Origin of the sequence: Phenylobacterium sp., from assembly GCF_030654915.1 — a bacterium.
Lineage (GTDB): Bacteria > Pseudomonadota > Alphaproteobacteria > Caulobacterales > Caulobacteraceae > Phenylobacterium.
Genome location: NZ_JAURWM010000393.1, coordinates 1 through 17,796, shown reverse-complemented (window position 1 = coordinate 17,796; position 17,796 = coordinate 1). Strand labels below are relative to the sequence as shown.

21 protein-coding genes and 1 tRNA gene are annotated in these 17,796 nt (G+C 65.2%); 15 read left to right on the top strand and 7 right to left on the bottom strand.

The features are described from left to right. Window positions 1–292: acyl-CoA dehydrogenase family protein (locus tag Q7T84_RS20805; RefSeq protein ID WP_304813017.1), on the bottom strand; the 292-nt coding region annotated here is incomplete at its 3' end. A 99-nt stretch (window positions 293–391) separates the two neighbouring features. Here Q7T84_RS20805 and Q7T84_RS20800 point away from each other — a divergent pair. Further along, a complete protein-coding gene (locus Q7T84_RS20800; protein ID WP_304813015.1) occupies window positions 392–1,255 on the top strand; it encodes a LysR family transcriptional regulator in 864 nt (287 codons plus the stop codon). Here the strand turns inward: Q7T84_RS20800 and Q7T84_RS20795 are convergent. The 3 genes from Q7T84_RS20795 to Q7T84_RS20785 all read right to left on the bottom strand — a co-directional run bounded on the left by Q7T84_RS20795 (window position 1,252) and on the right by Q7T84_RS20785 (window position 2,878). Further along, window positions 1,252–1,671 (bottom strand): META domain-containing protein, encoded by a 420-nt coding sequence (locus tag Q7T84_RS20795; RefSeq protein ID WP_304813013.1) that lies wholly within the window; start codon window positions 1,669–1,671, stop codon window positions 1,252–1,254. The genes Q7T84_RS20800 and Q7T84_RS20795 overlap by 4 nt on opposite strands. Further along, window positions 1,671–2,276, bottom strand: a complete 606-nt coding sequence (locus tag Q7T84_RS20790) for a beta/gamma crystallin-related protein (protein WP_304813011.1) — start codon at window positions 2,274–2,276, stop codon at window positions 1,671–1,673. The genes Q7T84_RS20795 and Q7T84_RS20790 overlap by 1 nt, the downstream gene beginning before the upstream one ends. Before the next feature lie 83 nt (window positions 2,277–2,359). Continuing rightward, window positions 2,360–2,878, bottom strand: coding sequence for a GNAT family N-acetyltransferase (locus tag Q7T84_RS20785; protein WP_304813009.1), 519 nt, complete (start codon window positions 2,876–2,878; stop codon window positions 2,360–2,362). A gap of 182 nt (window positions 2,879–3,060) precedes the next feature. On the opposite strand from Q7T84_RS20785, the gene fghA reads away from it, so the two are divergent. Beyond that, a complete protein-coding gene (gene fghA / locus Q7T84_RS20780) occupies window positions 3,061–3,891 on the top strand; it encodes an S-formylglutathione hydrolase (protein WP_304813006.1) in 831 nt (276 codons plus the stop codon). Window positions 3,892–3,894: 3 nt separating this feature from the next. Here fghA and Q7T84_RS20775 read toward each other — a convergent pair whose 3' ends face one another. Continuing rightward, the gene (locus Q7T84_RS20775; RefSeq protein ID WP_304813004.1) at window positions 3,895–4,365 is read right to left on the bottom strand and encodes a DUF411 domain-containing protein; all 471 of its coding nucleotides are present in this window, start codon (window positions 4,363–4,365) and stop codon (window positions 3,895–3,897) included. 115 nt (window positions 4,366–4,480) lie between these two features. Between Q7T84_RS20775 and Q7T84_RS20770 the strand changes: the two genes are divergently transcribed. The 12 genes from Q7T84_RS20770 to Q7T84_RS20720 all read left to right on the top strand — a co-directional run bounded on the left by Q7T84_RS20770 (window position 4,481) and on the right by Q7T84_RS20720 (window position 16,072). After that, on the top strand, window positions 4,481–4,774 hold the full coding sequence (locus tag Q7T84_RS20770) for a hypothetical protein (RefSeq protein ID WP_304813001.1): 294 nt from the start codon (window positions 4,481–4,483) through the stop codon (window positions 4,772–4,774). Further along, window positions 4,771–5,208, top strand: a complete 438-nt coding sequence (locus Q7T84_RS20765; protein ID WP_304812998.1) for a Spy/CpxP family protein refolding chaperone — start codon at window positions 4,771–4,773, stop codon at window positions 5,206–5,208. Before Q7T84_RS20770 ends, Q7T84_RS20765 begins: the two co-directional genes overlap by 4 nt. Then, window positions 5,205–5,792: an RNA polymerase sigma factor gene (locus Q7T84_RS20760; RefSeq protein WP_304812996.1), complete on the top strand. Its 588-nt coding sequence runs from the start codon at window positions 5,205–5,207 to the stop codon at window positions 5,790–5,792. The genes Q7T84_RS20765 and Q7T84_RS20760 overlap by 4 nt, the downstream gene beginning before the upstream one ends. A 148-nt stretch (window positions 5,793–5,940) precedes the next feature. Beyond that, the gene (locus Q7T84_RS20755) at window positions 5,941–7,653 is read left to right on the top strand and encodes a copper resistance system multicopper oxidase (RefSeq protein WP_304812994.1); all 1,713 of its coding nucleotides are present in this window, start codon (window positions 5,941–5,943) and stop codon (window positions 7,651–7,653) included. Beyond that, complete coding sequence (locus Q7T84_RS20750) at window positions 7,650–8,633, top strand: copper resistance protein B (protein WP_304812992.1); 984 nt, start codon at window positions 7,650–7,652, stop codon at window positions 8,631–8,633. Before Q7T84_RS20755 ends, Q7T84_RS20750 begins: the two co-directional genes overlap by 4 nt. A gap of 61 nt (window positions 8,634–8,694) precedes the next feature. After that, the gene (locus tag Q7T84_RS20745) at window positions 8,695–9,018 is read left to right on the top strand and encodes a copper-binding protein (RefSeq protein ID WP_304812990.1); all 324 of its coding nucleotides are present in this window, start codon (window positions 8,695–8,697) and stop codon (window positions 9,016–9,018) included. 662 nt (window positions 9,019–9,680) lie between these two features. Continuing rightward, complete coding sequence (locus Q7T84_RS20740; protein ID WP_304812987.1) at window positions 9,681–12,389, top strand: TonB-dependent receptor domain-containing protein; 2,709 nt, start codon at window positions 9,681–9,683, stop codon at window positions 12,387–12,389. Between the two features lie 85 nt (window positions 12,390–12,474). Continuing rightward, a complete protein-coding gene (locus Q7T84_RS20735; protein ID WP_304812983.1) occupies window positions 12,475–13,179 on the top strand; it encodes a hypothetical protein in 705 nt (234 codons plus the stop codon). Window positions 13,180–13,186: 7 nt separating this feature from the next. Beyond that, a complete protein-coding gene (locus Q7T84_RS20730) occupies window positions 13,187–13,924 on the top strand; it encodes a PepSY domain-containing protein (protein ID WP_304812981.1) in 738 nt (245 codons plus the stop codon). A 91-nt stretch (window positions 13,925–14,015) separates the two neighbouring features. Beyond that, complete coding sequence (locus Q7T84_RS20725; RefSeq protein WP_304812978.1) at window positions 14,016–14,255, top strand: hypothetical protein; 240 nt, start codon at window positions 14,016–14,018, stop codon at window positions 14,253–14,255. A gap of 369 nt (window positions 14,256–14,624) precedes the next feature. Next, entirely contained in the window at window positions 14,625–15,524 is a 900-nt protein-coding gene (locus Q7T84_RS21185; RefSeq protein WP_370653695.1) for a DNA/RNA non-specific endonuclease, read from the top strand. Further along, window positions 15,521–16,072 carry an SMI1/KNR4 family protein gene (locus Q7T84_RS20720; RefSeq protein WP_304812976.1) on the top strand — a complete coding sequence of 184 codons (552 nt, stop codon included), beginning with the start codon at window positions 15,521–15,523 and terminating at the stop codon, window positions 16,070–16,072. Before Q7T84_RS21185 ends, Q7T84_RS20720 begins: the two co-directional genes overlap by 4 nt. 274 nt (window positions 16,073–16,346) lie before the next feature. Here the strand turns inward: Q7T84_RS20720 and Q7T84_RS20715 are convergent, their stop codons facing one another. Both Q7T84_RS20715 and Q7T84_RS20710 read right to left on the bottom strand, forming a co-directional pair. Then, window positions 16,347–16,580, bottom strand: coding sequence for a hypothetical protein (locus Q7T84_RS20715; RefSeq protein WP_304812974.1), 234 nt, complete (start codon window positions 16,578–16,580; stop codon window positions 16,347–16,349). A 409-nt stretch (window positions 16,581–16,989) separates the two neighbouring features. Continuing rightward, window positions 16,990–17,079: transfer RNA gene (locus Q7T84_RS20710), tRNA-Ser, on the bottom strand. 236 nt (window positions 17,080–17,315) lie between these two features. Between Q7T84_RS20710 and msrA the strand changes: the two genes are divergently transcribed. Then, window positions 17,316–17,796 (top strand): peptide-methionine (S)-S-oxide reductase MsrA (gene msrA / locus Q7T84_RS20705; RefSeq protein ID WP_304812971.1); only part of this gene is annotated, 481 nt, incomplete at its 3' end.

Below are 17,796 nucleotides of genomic sequence, written 5' to 3'. Positions count from 1 at the left end.
GATTTGAGTGGGCGCCATAGGACAGGCCGACCGAGGCCGAGGCGCGGGACACCTCCTCCATCGCCACCACGTGTTCCAGGTAGCCTAGCCCGAGGCCGCCGAACTCTTCCTCGACCGTGATCCCGTGCAGGCCAAGCTCGCCCATCTGGGGCCAAAGCTCGCGGGGAAAGGTGTTGGTCGCATCGATCTGGGCGGCGAGGGGGGCGATGCGATCGGCGGCGAAGCGCGCGGTGGTCTCGCGGATCGCCTCGGCGGTCTCGCCGAGGCCGAACTGGAAGCTGGGGCCGGACATGTTCGATCTGCCTTCTTGGAGGGCGTCTTGGGACAACCTCGCAAAACTAGCGGCTCGTGAACAATCCACAAAATTGAACGATGATGATCGACATGATAGATGTCACCTATCATGGACCGCTACCTGCTCCGCTATTTCCTGGCCATCGTGGAGACCGGGAATTTCAGCCGGGCGGCGGCGCGGGAGAACGTGGCGCAGCCGACGCTCTCGGCGGGGATCGCCAAGCTGGAAGGCCAGCTCCAGGCCAGGCTGTTTGACCGCACCAATCGCCGGGTTCACCTGACGCAGGCCGGCAGCCGGTTCCTGGTCCACGCCCGCCGCATCGAGCACGAGTTCAACCTCGCCCAGGCTTCGGTGTCGGGGGCCGCGCAGACCGAGTTGCTGCGGGTGGCGGTGCTCTCGACCATCCCCACAGCCCTGCTCGAACAGGCGCTGACCCAGCGCGCCGCCCGGGATGAGCGCGTGGAGTTGCTGGAGGGATCGGAGCGCGAGGTCATCAGCCTGCTGGATCGTGGTCGGGCCGATGTGGCCCTGACCATCCTGCGCCCGGGGGCCGAAAAGTTCGCCAGCGAGCGACTGTTCGAGGAAGGGTATGGCCTGGCGCTACCGTCCACCCACCGCCTGGCCGAGGCCGCCTCGCTGCGTGGCGAGGAACTGGCCGACGAGGTGATGATGGTGCGGCGTCATTGCGAGGTGTTGGCGCAAACCAGCCGCTACTTCACCGACCGTAACGTCCGCCCGGCCTTCAGCTATCGCGGGGTGAACGACGACCGCGTAGTGGCGATGGTGCGCGCTGGGCTCGGGATCACCGTCATGCCTGACAGCTATCGCGAGGCCGGGGTGGCGCGGGTGAAACTGGAGGGTTTCACGCCGCGCCGGATCGTCGGTCTGTGCTATGCCGGTCCGGCCGCCCGCTACCGCACTAGCGGCTTCGTGCAGGCGGCGCGGGAACTGGCCGTCTAGTCCTTGCGGAACTTCAGCGGGCCTTGCGCGGTGGCGATCACCAAGGCGCCGTCCGGAGTGAAGCTGTAGGTGGTCGCGGTCTCCAGAGAGCGCAGGAACTTGCCTTCCTGGTTCATGAGAGCCGGATCGCAGGCCATCATGGTCGAACCCATCTTGCCGAGCGTTAGCGCCGAGCCCTTCACCGACCAGCTTCCGAAGAAGCGGTTGCAGCCGCCTGAGCCCGAGGCTTGACCATCGGGGCCGAGCGTCAGGGTGACGTTGGAGCGGTCGATGATCCCACCGCCGAGCAGGTCTTCCAGTTTCCATTCGGGGCCAGCGATCACGCCGCTGCTTCCACCGCCGCCCGAGGACGTGGTGGTCGTGGCGCAGCCGGCCGTCATGAGGGCGACCAGGCTAAGCGCTGCGAGCGTGCGCATCAGTTCCACCGCGAGCAGAGGACGTCAGCAAGGTAGATCCGCCCGCCAACGGTTTCAGCGGCGCTGTTGCGGACGCTGGCGTAGCCAACCGAGCGGCAGAAATTCTCGGCCTCACGGGTGATACAGGCCGCCGAGCCGCCTTGGTTGTTGCAGGCGTCGATGCGGCGCCCGCGCGCTTGCGGCGCCGGGAAGAACTCGGCGGCCATGCCACGCAGCGATTGGCCAGCGCCGCCGGGGCCGGGCAGGGGAACTGGCGCGGGGCCGGGACCTGGATTCGCCGGGCCGCCGTGCGCCGGGCGGATAGAACCGATCCGGGTGATGCCCAGCTGGCTGCCCAGGTTGCTGCTGCTGCCGGTCACGACGGTGCAACGACCCATGAAGTGGCGTTGCTCGCACACCTCCCAGGAACTGCCGCCGCCCATGCGGATGCTGCGCGGTTGCCAGGTCGCTTGGACGACAGGCGTTGCGCGGGTGATCGTCAGGCTGCGGCCCATGAAGTTCGTGGCCGAGAAGAGCTGGGCGTTCGGAGCCATCCGGTCTTGAGCCATCGCCGGCGCGGAGGCGCCCAGCAGAATGACCGACGCTAGTAGTAGCCGAGACAGCATTGGAATCTCCCGAAGGGTGTGAGGCGTAGAGCCTACAATGTTCAAGCGGCGCCGTAGTTCCCGCAAGGGTTGAGGGGGCCTTCTCAGACTTTCAGAGCTGAGATGAGCGCGGTCATGTAGCGGGCGTCGGGGCCGTAGCCGGCGACCTTGGCGGCCAGCGCCTGGGAAAGCGTCTCCTCTGGCGCATAGCCCAGCTTCTCCCAGAAGCTCCACGCGCCTTGGACCGCGATCAGGTCGCTTCGGACGAGGCCGAGCTTCAGAGCGGCGCCCGAGGCGCAGCGGACCAGGCCTTGAGCCAGTCGCAGGCCGCGCGCTTCAGGCGCGCAGGCCAGGTCATGGATGAACCAGTTGTCGCCGGCCGGCGGGGGCGATAGGGGGCGCCCAATGGGCGGTGGGCTGCCGGCCGGCCAGGGGTGACCTAGGACGTAGGCCAGCAACTCGCCGTCCCGGAACGCGCCCCAGCAAGTGGTCGGAGCGATCGCAAGGCGGCTGCCCAGCACGTCCTGGGTTTCCCGGTAGAGCGGGTCGAAGACGCTGTTCTGGATGGCGGTCACCGCCGCCAGATCGCGTTCTGTCAGGGGGCGGAATTCGGGAGCAGTCATAGTCGGCCTCGCTTCGCGGGCATGGCGGCGACCATGCCCGAGTTGGTGGGGCGTATAGAGCATCCCGCCGATGAACGGGACCTAGACGGGCCGGTGGAGCTGGTTCGCCGATTGTCCTCACCGGGCCTTGGGCGGTATGGAACCTGCCTGCCATCTGGCGTGCAAGTGAGGGTTCTGGGTCGATGAGCGTCGAAATTCTCCAGCAGCATCGGGTTCATGGCGGAACCTTGAGCTATTGCCGCCACGCCAGCGCCGCGACCGGCACGCCGATGCGGTTCAGCATTTTCACGCCTGACGCCGAAGGCCCGGTTCCGTATCTGATCTGGCTGTCGGGCCTGACCTGCACTGAGGACAACTTCACCACCAAGGCCGGGGCCTACGCCGCCGCCGCCCGCGCCGGGGTTGCGATCATTGCGCCCGACACCAGCCCACGGGGCGAGGGCGTGGCCGACGACGACGCCTATGACCTAGGGCAGGGCGCCGGCTTCTATGTCGACGCGGTGCAAGCGCCCTGGGCGCCGCACTTCCAGATGGAGAGCTACATCGTCGTCGACCTGATCGCGGCGGTGGAGGGCGCATTCCCGCTCGACCCGGCGCGGCGCGGTGTGTTCGGACACTCGATGGGCGGGCACGGGGCGCTGACCCTGACGCTTCGGTATCCGGAGCTGTTCAAGACCGTCTCGGCCTTTTCGCCGATCTGCTCGCCGACGCGCTGCGCTTGGGGCCAGAAGGCCTTCGCCGCCTATCTCGGGTCCGACGAGGCCGCTTGGCGCGAGCATGACGCGGCGCTGCTGATCGAGGCGGGCCGGGCGCGGGTTTCGGAGATCCTGGTCGATCAGGGAACCGCGGATAATTTCCTAGCCGAACAGCTCAAGCCCGAACTCCTGAAGGCGGCCTGCGAGACAGCCGGCGTGGCCCTGACCCTGCGGATGCAGGAGGGCTACGACCACTCGTATTTCTTCATCTCAAGCTTCGTCGCCGATCATGTGGCCTGGCACGCCCAGCGGCTCTGAGAACTAGCCGTGCCGGGCGAACACCTTGGTGCGACCCTTGGCGTCGAGCAGCAGCAGGGTCTCATAGGCTTCGGTCTTGCCGCCGGGGACTTCCATGCCGGGCGAGCCGATCGGCATGCCGGGGACGGTGAGGCCCAGCGCCTTGGGGCGTTCGGCCAGCAGCCGCACCACGTCCTTCGGCGGGACGTGGCCTTCGACGACGTAGCCGCCGATCAGGCCAGTGTGGCACGAGGATAGGGCGAACGGCACGCCATGCCGGGCCCGGATTGGGCCGAGATCCTCGACCTCGACGACCTTCGGGCTGAAACCGGCGCGGACCATGTGGGCGATCCAGCCCTTGCAGCAGCCGCAGTAGGGCGTCTTGTAGACCGTGATGCCGCGCGGCGCGGCCTGGGCCGAGCCAGCCGCGACGAGGGCGGCGGTCAGGCCCAACATCAATTCCCGGCGGGGAAGGGCGGCGGTGATGGCGGTCATGCGGGGCGTCCGGTTGCATCGTTCAAGAAAGATACGCATCGGCCGACGTCATCCCTCAGTTGAGGGTTTGAGCGTCGCGTGGCGTATATCAGGTGGGACGTTCTCGGAGTTCTCGATGAGTCAGACATTGGACGACCTGATCGCCGGCCTTCGGGCGCAGGCGCCAGATCGCGATCTCAGCCAAGTCGAACCCACGGTGTGGCGCGCGATCACTGACGGGCGTGGGCGGCGCGGCGCACTGGGCGGCTTCATACCGCTGCGGACGGCGGCGGTGGCCATGTCGCTGATCGTCGGCGTGGCGGTGGGCGGAGCCTCGGCCGCGGTCGCGGCGGCCAAGCCCGTTGAGACATCGGTCTTCGCGGTCAGCATCCACTTGGCGCCGTCCACCCTGCTGGGCGGCGGCCGTTGAAGGGCCTGCGCGGACTTCTGCTGACGCTCGTCCTGGTCGCGTTGGCGGCGGGGCTAGGCGCCTGGGGCGGGGCTAGATACGTGCTGCGAGCCGAGCAGGAACCCTCCCTGCACGCTTTCCTGCACGACAAGCTTAACCTCAGTTCCGACCAAAAGGCCAAGCTGGACGTTCTGGAGAGTCAGTTCGCGGTGCGGCGTAGCGCCCGTGAGGCCGAGTTGCGCCTGGCCAACGCGGAGTTGGCGGCGGCCATCGAGGCCAAGCACGAAAATTCTCCAGAAGTGCAGAGCGCCATCGAGCACTTCCACGATGTGATGGGCGAGCTCCAGAAAGAAACCATCGTCCACATCCTGGATATGCGGGCGATCCTGACCCCCAACCAGGCCGCGATCTTCGACAAGCGCGTGTCAGAGGCTCTGACCGAAGAAACGAAGTGAACGGGTTGGACGACGCGGCCGACGCTGAGCTCGCATCGCGAGCCTTGGCGGGAGAGGACCGCGCCTTCACCCTGTTGATGCGGCGTCACAAGGACGGCCTCTACCGCTTCGTGCGCCGCTATGTCGGCGACGCGGACGCCGCCTATGAGGTCGTGCAGGAGAGCTTCGTAGCCGTCTGGAACAACCTGGCGCGCTATGACAGGGCGCGGCCGTTCGGCAGTTGGCTACGGACCATCGCCCTGAACAAGTGCCGCGACCGGGGCCGGCGCGAAAGCGTGCGCCGGCTGGTGTTCGGAACCCGCACGCTGGAGAGCGAGGCGGTCCTGGCCCAGGCCGACCAGGACCCCGACGCCGAAGCGACCTTGATCGGCCGCCAGCGACAGGCCGCCCTCGACCGGGCGATCGCCGCCCTGCCGCCCAAGCTGAAGGAGCCGCTGATCCTGACCTGTTTCGAGGCTCTCTCCCACCAAGCGGCCGGCGAACTGCTGGGGGTGTCGGCGAAGACCATCGAGACGCGGGTCTATCGGGCGCGCCGGAAACTGAGCGATGCGCTTGGTTTGAACGAAATCGACCCGATGGTCTGAGGGGCGCGCGCGGCGCGTGCGTATCTATCGTATGCCGCGTCTTGACCCTCCCACGGTAGGAAGCCTCATTCCTTCCCGATCATGACCTTGCGTATCTGTACCGGCCGCCCGGCGCGGCCATCTTTCCTGCCTATGAGGACCGTCTGACATGAGGGATTTCGATCGACGCCAGCTACTGCGTGGCGCGTCCATGATCGGCGGAGGTATGGCGGTCAGCGCCATGCTGCCGAGTTGGGCGCAGAGCGCCACGCCGGGCCTGGTCTCGACCCTGCCGACCGTCTCGGGCGAGAGCATCGCCATGACCATCGGCCACACGCCCTTCAAGGTGGACGGCCGCGTGGGCCATGCGGTGACCATCAACGGCACGGTGCCCGGTCCGCTGGTGCGCTTGAAGGAAGGCCAGAACGTGCGGCTGGCGGTGACCAACCGCCTGGACGAAGACACCTCGATCCACTGGCACGGCCTGCTGCTGCCGTTCCAGATGGACGGCGTCCCCGGCGTCAGCTTCCCCGGCATCAAGCCGGGCGAGACCTTCAACTACGAGTTCAAGGTCCGTCAGAACGGCACCTATTGGTATCACAGCCACTCCGGGCTGCAGGAGCAGATGGGCCACTACGGCCCCATCGTCATCGACCCGGCGGGCGCCGATCCGGTCGCCTATGACCGCGAGCACGTGGTCGTGTTGTCGGACTACAGCTTCATGCATCCGCACACGATGATGCGGAAGCTGAAGGCCCATGCCGGCTATTTCAACATGCAGAAGCAGACCGTTGGCGGCTTGCTACAGGGCCAGGACCAGTCGCTGAAGGACCGCGTGGAGTGGTCGAAGATGCGGATGGACCCGACCGACGTCCTCGACGTCACGGGTTCGACCTACACCTTCCTGATCAACGGCCATGGGCCCAAGGACAACTGGACCGGCCTGTTCAAGCCCGGCGAGCGCGTGCGGCTGCGGTTCGTCAACGCCGGCGCCATGACCATCTTCAATGTTCGCATCCCGGGCCTGAAGCTCAGCGTCGTCCAGGCCGACGGCCAGAATGTGCGCCCCGTCTCGGTCGACGAATTCCAGATCTCCCCGGCCGAGACCTATGACGTCATCGTCCAGCCGACCGAGGATCAGGCCTACACCCTGGTGGCCGAAGCCGCGGACCGCTCAGGCATGGGCCGCGCCACCCTAGCGCCGCGTCCGGGCATGGTCGCCGCCGTGCCGCCTCTGCGCGAGCGCCCGCTACTCAACATGCGCGACATGGGCATGGATATGTCCGGCATGGCTGGCATGGACCATGGGGACATGGACCACAGCGCGATGATGCTGGATCCGCGCAACGCGCCGAGCGTGAAGACCGGCCCCGGCGTGCAAATGATCTCGCCCATGCCGGCTGATCGCACCGGCGATCCGGGCCAGGGCCTGGAGAATGTCGGTCACAAGGTGCTGGTCTATACCGACCTCGCCTCACTCGACCCGAACCCCGATCCGCGGCCGCCGTCACGGGAGATGGAGATCCATCTCACCGGCAACATGGAGCGGTTCATGTGGTCGTTCGACGGCGAGAAATACAGCGAACTGAAGGCGCCGATCCCGTTCCGCTTCAACGAACGCGTCCGGATGGTGCTGGTCAACGACTCGATGATGGCTCACCCCATCCACCTGCACGGCCACTTCTTCGAGGTGGTGACCGGCAAGCCGGGCCACAATCCGCGCAAGCACACGGTCAATGTACTGCCGGGCGGCAAGGTCGCCTTCGATCTGACGGCCGATGAGCCGGGGGACTGGGCGTTCCACTGCCACCTGCTGTTCCACATGCACGCTGGCATGTTCAACGTCGTCACCGTGCGACCGCTCGATGGAGCCGCCGCATGAACCGGTTGATGTTGATCGGCCTCGCGCCGCTCGTCCTTTCCACGCCCGCCCTGGCGCAGACCGACCACGCCCAACACGGCGCGCCGGCTGCTGATCCGCACGCCGGGCATGCCATGCCGGCGCCGGCGGCTCCAGCCGACCCGCATGCGGGTCATGCCATGCCCGCGGCTCCGGTCGCGGCCGACCCCCATGCCGGCCACGACATGTCGGCCATGCCCGCTGACGCCGGCGACGTGGTGGTGGGGACAGAGCCCGCGCCCCCGGCCGCGACGGACCGGGCGGCGGAGCGGTTTTACAGCCCCGAGGCCATGGCTGCCGCCCGCGCTCAACTCGCCATCGAGCACGGCGGGAGCACGGCCTGGAAGGTCATGCTCTCCACCGCCGAGATCCGCCCCCGGTCGGGCGATGACGGCTATGGTTGGGAAGGCGAGGCTTGGTACGGCGGCGACGAGCATCGCCTCGTCCTGAAGTCGTCGGGCGAAGGCGTCCTCGGCGGCGATCTGCACAGCGCCGAAATCCAGGCGCTCTATTCCCGGCCGATCGGCCCCTATTTTGACTGGCAGGTCGGGGTGCGCCACGACTTCGAACCCGGCCCCTCGCGCACCTATGCGACGCTCGGCTTCGAAGGCGTCGCGCCCTATTGGTTCGAGTTGGAAGGCGCGGCGTTCCTGTCGCAGAAGGGCGATCTGTCAGCCCGTCTGGAAGGCTCATACGACTTCCGTCTGACCCAGAAGCTGATCCTTGAGCCCCGCGCTGAGCTTAGCCTCGCCGCTCAGAAGGTTCGGGAACTGGGCATCGGCTCGGGGGTCACCGACGCCGAGGTCGGCCTGCGCCTGCGCTACGAATTCCGCCGTGAGTTCGGTCCTTACATCGGCGTCATGCATGAACGGAAGTTCGGCGAGACCGCCGACCTGGCCCGCGAGGCGGGCGAGGACCGGGACAGCACCACCTTCGTCGTCGGCGTTCGGGCCTGGTTCTGACGCCCGTCGATCACCTTCGATTTTTCCGCGACTCGCGCCGCGCCTATCTCTGGAGACTGCAATGAAGACCATCGTTCTGGCGCTCGCCGCCTCGTTCGCCCTGACCACCGCGGCCGCCGCCCAACACGCTGGGCATGGCGATCACTCCGCCCATGCCGCGGCTCCGGTCGCCGGGACGGTCGAGGGTGTCGGCGTCGTCAAGAAGATCGACGCCAAGGCCGGCACCGTCACGCTCGCCCATGATCCGATCAAGGCGCTGAACTGGCCGGCCATGGTCATGCCGTTCAAGGTCGCCGACAAGGCGCTGCTCGGTCAGATGAAGGTCGGCGCGAAGATCCGCTTCCAGCTCAATGGCCAAGTGATCGTCGGCGTCCGCCCCTTCTAGTCGCCTATCCTGGCGGCGGCGCGAGGTTCGCTCGCCGCCAGGCTCTCTTGCGAAGCGTGCCCCGCCGCGACGGCATGTCGCGACAAAATGAGGGATCGCGCCAGCCCGTGCGTATCCCTATCGAACGGCCATCTTTTGGGGTGGTCGGACGGTTTCGTGGGTGGCGGAGGGCTTTCCAGAAATTTTAAGTAATAATTGGCTTTCGTCGGGCTATCGCCTGGCGATTGGTAAATGATTATGGCCAATTTTGAGTTTAATTTCTATACCTGGACGATAAGTCGGGAGCTGAGTCCTGCAAAAGACTCGCGGATGGATTGAAATGCTCGAATCCACACTCGCATTGATCGTGAGCCGGCCTGCACATTGAATGATCAATCGGGCGACTTTTCGTCTCGATGGATGTGAATGTTTGAAGAAACTAAAATAACGACGATCTGGTTTCGGTTGGGCCAAATCGTGGAACATCACCCCAAAATTATCGCAAAAGAGCGAACTGTTTTGTCAGATCGGGGGTTTTTGGGGTTTTATATGCCGCATCGCGGCGGTCTAATATGTATATACATGTCTTGACGCTCAGGGGGCTGGGCACAAGACAGTTGGATGAATGAAGGGCGCGGCCTGGGTGGGTCGAGCTGTGGTTTCTAGGGATTGAGGGGGTCGGCATGCGCCGTATTTCAAAGAATCTGCTGTTCGCCAGCGCACTGCTGACGACGGCCATGGTGGGGGGCCAGGCTTTCGCCCAAAGCGCCGAGCGTGATGTCGAGGAAGTGGTCGTCACCGGCAGCCGCATCAAGCGGGTGGACATCAGCGGCGTTGGACCGGCGACCGTGGTCAACCAGGAGCAAATCGCCAACACCGGCATCACCAATGTCGAAACCCTGCTGCAGCGCCTCCCAGCCTCGGCCGGCGCGGCTGGCGGTCAGACCAGCGCCTATTGGACTGGCAACGGCTACGGCACGGCGCAGGTCAACCTGCGCGGCCTGGGCATCAACCGCACCCTGACCCTGATCAACGGCCGCCGCGTCGTGAACGGCGGCACCGGCGCCAACAGCGCCCCCGATCTCAACATGATCCCGACGGCGATCATCGGCCGGATGGACATCCTGAAGGACGGCGCCTCGGCCATCTACGGCGCCGACGCCGTGGCCGGCGTGGTCAACATCATCACCATCAAGGACTTCGAGGGCCTCAAGGTCTCCGGCAAGTACGGGATCACCGACGAGAACGACGGCGCGGAATACACCGTCGATGTCCTGTGGGGCATGCGCGGCGACCGTGGCGGCGTGACCGCGGCCCTGACCTATCAGAAGTCCGAGGCCGTCAACCTGGCGAGCCGCGCTCCCTGCGCTCTCGGCGAGGCCGGCGGGCAACTGGTTTGCTCCTACAGCGGCAACACCCTGGGCGGCCGCGCACGGCTGGCCGACGGCCGGATCGTCAATTTCAGCCAGACGGCGGGCGCTGACGGCCAGTTCTACGAGCCCTATAATGGCACCAAGCACGGCTTCAATTCGAACCCGTTCCTGAACGCGGTCTCGCCCATCGAACGGGTCAGCACCGCCTTCCTGGCCGACTACGACCTGACCGACGATGTCAGCCTGTTCGGCGAGTTCTTCTTCACCCACCGCAAGAGCAATCAGCTGGCTACGCCTGGCGGGCTCACCCACCGTCCGACCAATCCGGACGGCACCCCCGATCTGCTGCGCGACTTCACCATCAAGGGCACGAACCCGAACAACCCAACACGCCAGGACCTGGTCCTATTGGCGCGCCGGCTCGGCGAGGGCGGCCCGCGCAAGTTCTTCCAGGAAACCGACACCTATCGCCTGGTGGCCGGCGCCCGCGGCAAGGTGGTCGGCGACTGGACCTGGGAAGCGGCGGTGAACTGGGGCCGCAACACCGGCATCGACGCCATGACCAACATCGCCAACCTGGAGCGGGTGCAGAAGACGCTGAACTGCGTGCCTGGCGCGCCCTGCGGCGACTATCTGGGTGAAGGCAGCCTGTCCAAAGAGGTGCTGGACTACATCCTCTACACCTCGCGTGACACTGGCGGTAACGAGCAGCGGAGCGTGACGCTTGACTTCGCGGGCACCCTCTTCGAACTGCCGGCCGGTCCGGTGGGCGCGGCGGCGGGTCTGCTCTATCGCGAGGAAAAGGGCTGGCGCGACCCCGACGCCCTGACGGTCCTGGGCATCGGCAACACCAACCAGCAGGAGTCCATCTCCGGCAAGATGCAGGCCAAGGAAGCTTATCTGGAAGTCTCGGCCCCATTGCTGGCCGACCTGCCGATGATGAAGCTCTTGGTCGCTGACGGAGCGATCCGCTACTCCGACTACGACCTGTTCGGCGACAACCTGACCTACAAGGGCAGCCTGAACTGGACAGTGATCGACGGCCTGCGTCTGCGCGCCACCTATGGCACCGGCTTCCGCGTTCCCAGCGTGCCGGAACTGTTCGGCGGCGTTTCCGAAGGCAACCTGACGACCACTGATCCGTGCAGTGGCTATAGCACCAGCGGCAACGCGACCCTGGTCGCCAACTGCAAGGCTTCAGGCGTTCCGGCCGGCTTCAGGCAGCTCGGCAACACCATCCTCACCACCAACGGCGGCAACAGTGACCTGCAGCCCGAAGAGGCCAAGACCCTGACCCTGGGCGTGGTCTTCACGCCGCCGCAGGTCAACGGCCTGTCGGTGACGATCGACTATTTCGACATCAAGATCACCGACGCGATCCGCTCGATCCCCGGCTCGACCAAGCTGGCGGTCTGCTACGCCTCGGCCGGCCTGACCCATCCGTTCTGCGGTCCGAACAACTACACCCGCAGCCCGCTGACGGGTGAGGTCAACTTCCTCTCCTCCATTCCGGTGAACACCGGGAAGGAAGAGATGAAGGGCGTCGACATCGGCATCCACTACGATTTCGACCTGGGTCCGGCGCGCGCCAGCTTCGACTGGAACACGACCTATCTCGGCGAGTACCTGATCACCGCCTATGACGGCGCCGAGCCGATCCAGTTCGATGGTCGTATCGGCGGCGGCAACGGCGGCTTCCCGAAGTGGCGTTCGAACGCCAGCTTCTCGGTCAGCGATGAAGCCTGGACTGGCACATATTCGGTCCAGATGATCGGCAAGGCGGTCGACTTCAACGCCGCGCCGAACAACATCGGCTACCAGGCGCCGCGGGTGTTCTATCACAACGCCCAGGTCGCCTATCGCTTCGCCGAGAAGGCCGACATCGCGTTCGGTGTCGACAACATCTTCGACCGCAAGGCGCCGTTCATCCAGAGCTATACGGACGGCAACACTGACACCATGACCTACGACCTGCTCGGTCGTCGCGGCTACGTGCGGCTGACCTACCAGTTCAACTAGGCCTGGCCGTATAGGCGTCGGGCGGGGCCCCACTCCCGCCCGACGATCTTTTCAGTTCAAACGCTTCGCGTTGAGAGACACCAAGATGCGCTTGCCAGCCCTGGCGCGAAAAACTCACAAGTGGCTCGCCCTCATCATCGGCATCCAGGCGGTGTTCTGGACGATCAGCGGCGTCTACATGACCGCCGTCCACATCGACACGATCCATGGCGACCATCTGGTGCGCGCGCCTGACCAGCGGCCGATCGCGCTGCAAGGGCTGGTCGAGCCCGGCTCGCTGATCCCCGGCGGCACTCGCTCGGTCAAGCTTGAGAGCCAGGTCGGCCGGCCGGTCTACGTCGTCGACGCGGTTCCCGGCCGTATGTTGTTCGACGCCCGCACCGGCGAGCTGCTGTCGCCGATCGGCGAGGCGGCCGCACGGGAGCGCGCCTTATCCTATTACGCCGGCGTCGGCGGCATCGAGAAGATCGAGCTGCTGGACGTCGCGCCAGGCGAAATCAGGAACCGAGCGGTTCCGATCTGGCGCGTCGAGTTCGCCGGCCTATGGCGTCCGACACTCTACATCTCGCCCCTGAGCGGTGAGCTGGTCGCCAAGCGCCACGACCTCTGGCGCACCTTCGACTTCGTCTGGATGTTCCACATCATGGACTACGAAGAGCGCACCGACATGAACAACACGCTACTGCGTGTCGCCACCTGGATGTCGGTCGCCACGTCGCTGACCGGCGCCTGGCTCCTGCTCTACAGCTTCCGGCGCCGTCGCCGCGCGCGCAAAAAAGCCGCGGCCTGAGGTCCCCATGTTCCTGATCCGCACCCTGCACAAATGGTTCGGCCTGATCTTGGGCCTACAGTTCATCCTCTGGTCGATCAGCGGCGCGATGATGGCGCTGCTCGATCATCACAAGGTGTCGGGCGAGCCCTCGGTTCGCGAACCGGTCCCGGCCATCGCGCCGGCCGAATCCCTGACACTGGCCCGTGTGGCGCAGGCGGTCGGAGGCCCGGTCCACGGCCTGAAGCTCAAGCCGCTTGGCGAAGGCTATGTCTATGAGGCGGCGACTCCGGCGGGTGTGAAGCTCATTGACGCCGTCAGCGGCCAGATCGTGGCGATCGACGCGGCCAAGGCCTCGGCGCTCGCGGTCGCGGCCTTCAGCGGTTCTGAGAAGGTCGCCTCGATCCGCAAGGTCGAGACCGGCGACGTGGAGACCCGCTCGCTGCCGCTACCGCTCTGGCGGGTCGAGTTCGCCGACAAGGAGCAGACGACCCTGCTGCTTTCGACGACGACCGGCCAGGTGCTGGAGCGCCGCAACAACACCTGGCGGCTGTGGGACATCTTCTGGATGATCCACATCATGGACTACACCAAGCGTGAGAGCTTCAATCACCCGCTGATCATCACGGTCGGCAGCGGCGTGACGTGGCTGGCGCTCAGCGGCGTGATCCTGCTGTTCCGCAGCTTCCGTCGTCAGGACTTCGCCTATGTGCTCGATCCGATCGAGCGGATCCGGGATGAGCGCAAGACCAAGAAGCAGGCCTGATCGGCTGAGCTGCCTCTGCGGCGCCGCTTGCAAGTCGGCTCAAGCGCGAGCCTTCTTGCGGGTGAGGCGTCTCACGGAAGGCGGAACGGCCATGTCAGTGGTGAAGTACGAGATCGTCGAGCACGACGGTGGCTGGGCCTACAAGGTCGGCGACACCTATTCGGAAACCTTCGCCAGCCACGACGGCGCCTCACGCGCCGCCCACACGGCCGCGCGTGAACAGATCAGGCCCGGCACGACCACCAGTATCGAATACGAGGACGAGAAGGGGCGTTGGCACGCCGAGGTCTCGCCCGGCGACGACAGGCCGGAGGCCGACGTCCAGGACTAGTCGGCCTCGATCAGCGATGATCAGGCCCGTCAGCATCGCCATGCCGACCGATGGCCATTAGGCGCCCCACGCCCCATAGGGCCAGCTGCAGACGCCCGCCATGCCGGTCGCGGTGGCGGCGGTTTGAACCAATAGGCGATCTGGTTTTTGGTGCTCGAATCCCTACCGGCGGGGGCTCTTGTGAAGGTGCGTGGTCAGGTCCCTCGGAAGACCAGCACGGTCAGGGGAGTAGCGCGGCTTGAGAGGTTGCGAGCATTTGTTCTTCTTTTGTTCTTGCTGATATCGAATGTTCGAGCGAGGATTGGGGTGTGGGGCTGTCGCAGCCAACAGGTGCACCGGCCCGAACTCTAAAAGAAAAAAGGGTGTGTGATGGCTAAGATGCCAAAAGGGCAATCGCGCTCGGTTCCTGACCCGTTGGCCGAGCAGTACGATAAAATGATCGAAGACGCATCCCGGCAGGGTTTTTCTGGGCCGGACCGCCGCCTCGACTTCAGCAACAGGCCTAGAGGCGATGGGGCGCTCGTCAAGATTGGCGATGATTGGTATCGATCAATGGACAACGGCCAAGCTCAGGTTCTTGTTCCTGTTGCCGATCCGCGCTTCTCGCCCGCCGAGCTTGCGCAGCAACAGCAGGGAGCCCGGCGAGCGATGTTTGATGCGAGCTATCCATTTGCCGGAGCTGCGAGTGGTGTTGCAGCTTTGGCTCATGCTTCCCCCGCGGCGCGTGATCTCGCAAGAGTGCTAGGAGCCGCCGTTGATACGACACTTTCATTTGGGGCGCCGCGTCGGCCGCCAGCGCCGCGCGCCGTCAGGACCCAGGTGGTCCCGCCCCCGCAGGTGCGCCCCAGCGCCCGGTTCGGTGAACTCAATGCGAAAGGCCAAGCGACGGGGATGAACGCTACGCTTACTCCGCCAATGCTAGGCGCCGGAACAAGGGCTAGCCGGAGCCTCATCCCGCCGGGTTGGAGCGGCCATGGTAAGGATTTTAACGAGGCTCGGGGACATCTCCTGGCGGCGGGTCTTGGTGGTTCAGGCCGAGACATGCGGAATATCGTCACCTTGACTCAGGATCCGGTAAACACGCCTTGGATGCGGGGTTTCGAGCAGGCGGTGGCGCGAAGAGTGCGAGGCGGCGAGGTCGTGGAATACTCCGCGACCCCGTTATATGGCGATGCGTCGCGGCCCTCCGCGGTTCTCTTAACAGCTCACGGATCCACGAGCGGAACCTCCGCAAAGGTCATCAGCAATCAGGCTGGGCGCCGCAAATGAGCATCGAAGCGCTTTTGAAAGCTGTACCGCTGCCTACCCAGCCGCTCTCGGCGTTCGACGGCCCGTGGGAGCCTATTGAGGCCGAACTCGGCGTGACAATGCCGCAGGACTATAAGGACCTCATGCGTCTTTATGGGTATGGCCGCTTCTTTGAGTTCTTAGGCATCAACACGCCGGTCGGCGAAAATTTTAATGTGCGGTTGGCGTCTCAGGCCCGGCTGATCTGTGACGACTTCCAGACAATGAGGGAGGATGTACCCTATCCGCTCTGGCCAGAGTCCGGCGGCCTCCTTCCTTTGGGGGGGACCGACAACGCGGACCGTCTCATGTGGCTCACGCGAGGGCGCCCCGAGGAGTGGAGTGTGGTTGTCTGGGGGCGGGCCTTTTTAAGCTTTGAAGAGTTCGATTGTGACCTGACAAGCTTTCTGGCGGGCTTGGCGACGGGCGAAATCGTGCCTCGGGAGCTCCCCGACGATCTGTTCTCTTGCGATGATCTCTTCGTACCGTTTCGCCTCGAACCAAGACGGGGCTTCCACGGCCAGATCTGAGTGGCCCGTGGATCCAGCAACCGTCGCCGGGTTTGTCTCCGCCTTTGCTGCCAACAGCCTTGCCTGTCCCCCTATTGGCCGCTCTTCCTAGGGGAAGAGCGTTAGTGCGCGCGGTTGGCCCCGGTTACCGCGGAGCCGTCGCGAAGCAGGCCGAAGCGTCTGATGCGTTGGCGGGCACCGCCGCCGGCGCCGTTTTGCGCCGGGAGCAGCGGCCCCAACCTGGAAATCAGGCGGGTGAAGGAGTCAGCAGATAAGTTGTCTCCGAGACATTCCTCTACGCCAGGGGAATAAGCCTCGTCCGAATGAAATCGACGCGGCCCAGGAGATTCTCGGCCAGTTCAGGGGTCGGATCGACCGGAATCGGATAGCTCTCCGAAAGATCGCAGCCCGCAAGAACATTGTCCGCCCAATCCTGCGCGATGGCGCAGTACAGCTGCAGGGCAAGAGCCGGCGTCGGCGTGTCGTCCGTCTCAAGTGCATCGACGGCAGGTCGCCGACGACGACCCAACGCTCGGCGTCTTCGGGTCTCGCGCCAGGCCGACGCCGTGCGAGAAAGAGAGCGACAACGGGGGCGACGCCAAACGCGAGAACGAGATCCGCAATCGGCGGATCCCAACTGTATGTATGCAGATAGCGCCAAGCCTCCGCTCGCAGCACGTCAAGTTCCCGCAGCTCTTCCTCACTCTCGTAGTCGAGGCTTTCGCCGGTCGGGAACGAGAAGGTGTTGACCAGTTGGCTCATCCAAGAAGGCCATCGCGCTTCCTGGGGCGGTCAAGAACAAAGGGGAACGCGCGCAAACTCGGCGGGCCGGACTATATGACCTCGTCGGGTTTCGGCAGATGATCGTCCGACGGGGCGCTGCATTAGCCGCAGCTTGCGCGACTAGCGTCGGAAGAGAGGCGAGTTTTCAGAATGAATGGCGGTGAGAGAGGGATTCGAACCCTCGTTACGGTTTCCCGTAAACACGCTTTCCAAGCGTGCGCGATCGACCACTCCGCCACCTCACCACAGGCCCTGAGAGGCGGTGAGACCCCTCGCGGAAGGCGCGCAATATACTCATGAACTCCTCGCGAGCAAGCGCTGTCAGGCCGCGACGCACAGGCTTTTCGAATTCAGGCCGCAAAGCCCTGCCTGGCAAGGCGTTGCTGGGTGGTGGCGAGGTGCGCTCGGTGGCGTGGCGCGTGCATTCGCCGCTTGGGGCTCCTATGTTCTGGTCCAAACCCCATCGATCAGGCGCGCCCCCATGCTCTTCGCCAAAAAGAACCTCGACCTTCCGACCATCGACACCGCCCTGCCGGGCCGATCCAGTCAGCTGCCCACCGCCGAGACCCATTTCATCAATGGTCGGCCGTTGAAGGGTCCCTATCCGGACGGCTTGGAAATCGCCGACTTCGCGATGGGCTGCTTCTGGGGCGTGGAGCGCAAGTTCTGGCCGCTCCCGGGCGTCTGGGTGACGGCCGTGGGCTATGTGAACGGGATCACCCCGAACCCGACCTATGAAGAGGTCTGCAGCGGCCTCACCGGTCATACCGAGGCCGTGCGTGTGGTCTATGACCCGCGCGTCCTCACCTATGAGGACCTGTTGAAGGTGTTCTGGGAGAACCACGACCCGACCCAGGGCATGCGCCAGGGCAACGACATCGGCACCCAGTACCGCTCGGGCATCTATGTCCACAACGACGCCCAGGCCTCCGCCGCCGTGGCCTCGCTGCAGGCCTATCAGC

Coding starts and splice junctions, on each gene's coding strand:
- Q7T84_RS20775 (WP_304813004.1), bottom strand. CDS start 4,365: ATGACCGCCATCACCGCCGCCCTTCCCCGCCGGGAATTGATGTTGGGC.
- Q7T84_RS20725 (WP_304812978.1), top strand. CDS start 14,016: ATGTCAGTGGTGAAGTACGAGATCGTCGAGCACGACGGTGGCTGGGCC.
- Q7T84_RS20740 (WP_304812987.1), top strand. CDS start 9,681: ATGCGCCGTATTTCAAAGAATCTGCTGTTCGCCAGCGCACTGCTGACG.
- Q7T84_RS20750 (WP_304812992.1), top strand. CDS start 7,650: ATGAACCGGTTGATGTTGATCGGCCTCGCGCCGCTCGTCCTTTCCACG.
- Q7T84_RS20790 (WP_304813011.1), bottom strand. CDS start 2,276: ATGCTGTCTCGGCTACTACTAGCGTCGGTCATTCTGCTGGGCGCCTCC.
- Q7T84_RS20730 (WP_304812981.1), top strand. CDS start 13,187: ATGTTCCTGATCCGCACCCTGCACAAATGGTTCGGCCTGATCTTGGGC.
- Q7T84_RS20745 (WP_304812990.1), top strand. CDS start 8,695: ATGAAGACCATCGTTCTGGCGCTCGCCGCCTCGTTCGCCCTGACCACC.
- Q7T84_RS20755 (WP_304812994.1), top strand. CDS start 5,941: ATGAGGGATTTCGATCGACGCCAGCTACTGCGTGGCGCGTCCATGATC.
- Q7T84_RS20795 (WP_304813013.1), bottom strand. CDS start 1,671: ATGCGCACGCTCGCAGCGCTTAGCCTGGTCGCCCTCATGACGGCCGGC.
- Q7T84_RS20720 (WP_304812976.1), top strand. CDS start 15,521: ATGAGCATCGAAGCGCTTTTGAAAGCTGTACCGCTGCCTACCCAGCCG.
- Q7T84_RS20735 (WP_304812983.1), top strand. CDS start 12,475: ATGCGCTTGCCAGCCCTGGCGCGAAAAACTCACAAGTGGCTCGCCCTC.
- Q7T84_RS20785 (WP_304813009.1), bottom strand. CDS start 2,878: ATGACTGCTCCCGAATTCCGCCCCCTGACAGAACGCGATCTGGCGGCG.
- fghA (WP_304813006.1), top strand. CDS start 3,061: ATGAGCGTCGAAATTCTCCAGCAGCATCGGGTTCATGGCGGAACCTTG.
- Q7T84_RS20800 (WP_304813015.1), top strand. CDS start 392: ATGTCACCTATCATGGACCGCTACCTGCTCCGCTATTTCCTGGCCATC.
- Q7T84_RS20770 (WP_304813001.1), top strand. CDS start 4,481: ATGAGTCAGACATTGGACGACCTGATCGCCGGCCTTCGGGCGCAGGCG.
- Q7T84_RS21185 (WP_370653695.1), top strand. CDS start 14,625: ATGGCTAAGATGCCAAAAGGGCAATCGCGCTCGGTTCCTGACCCGTTG.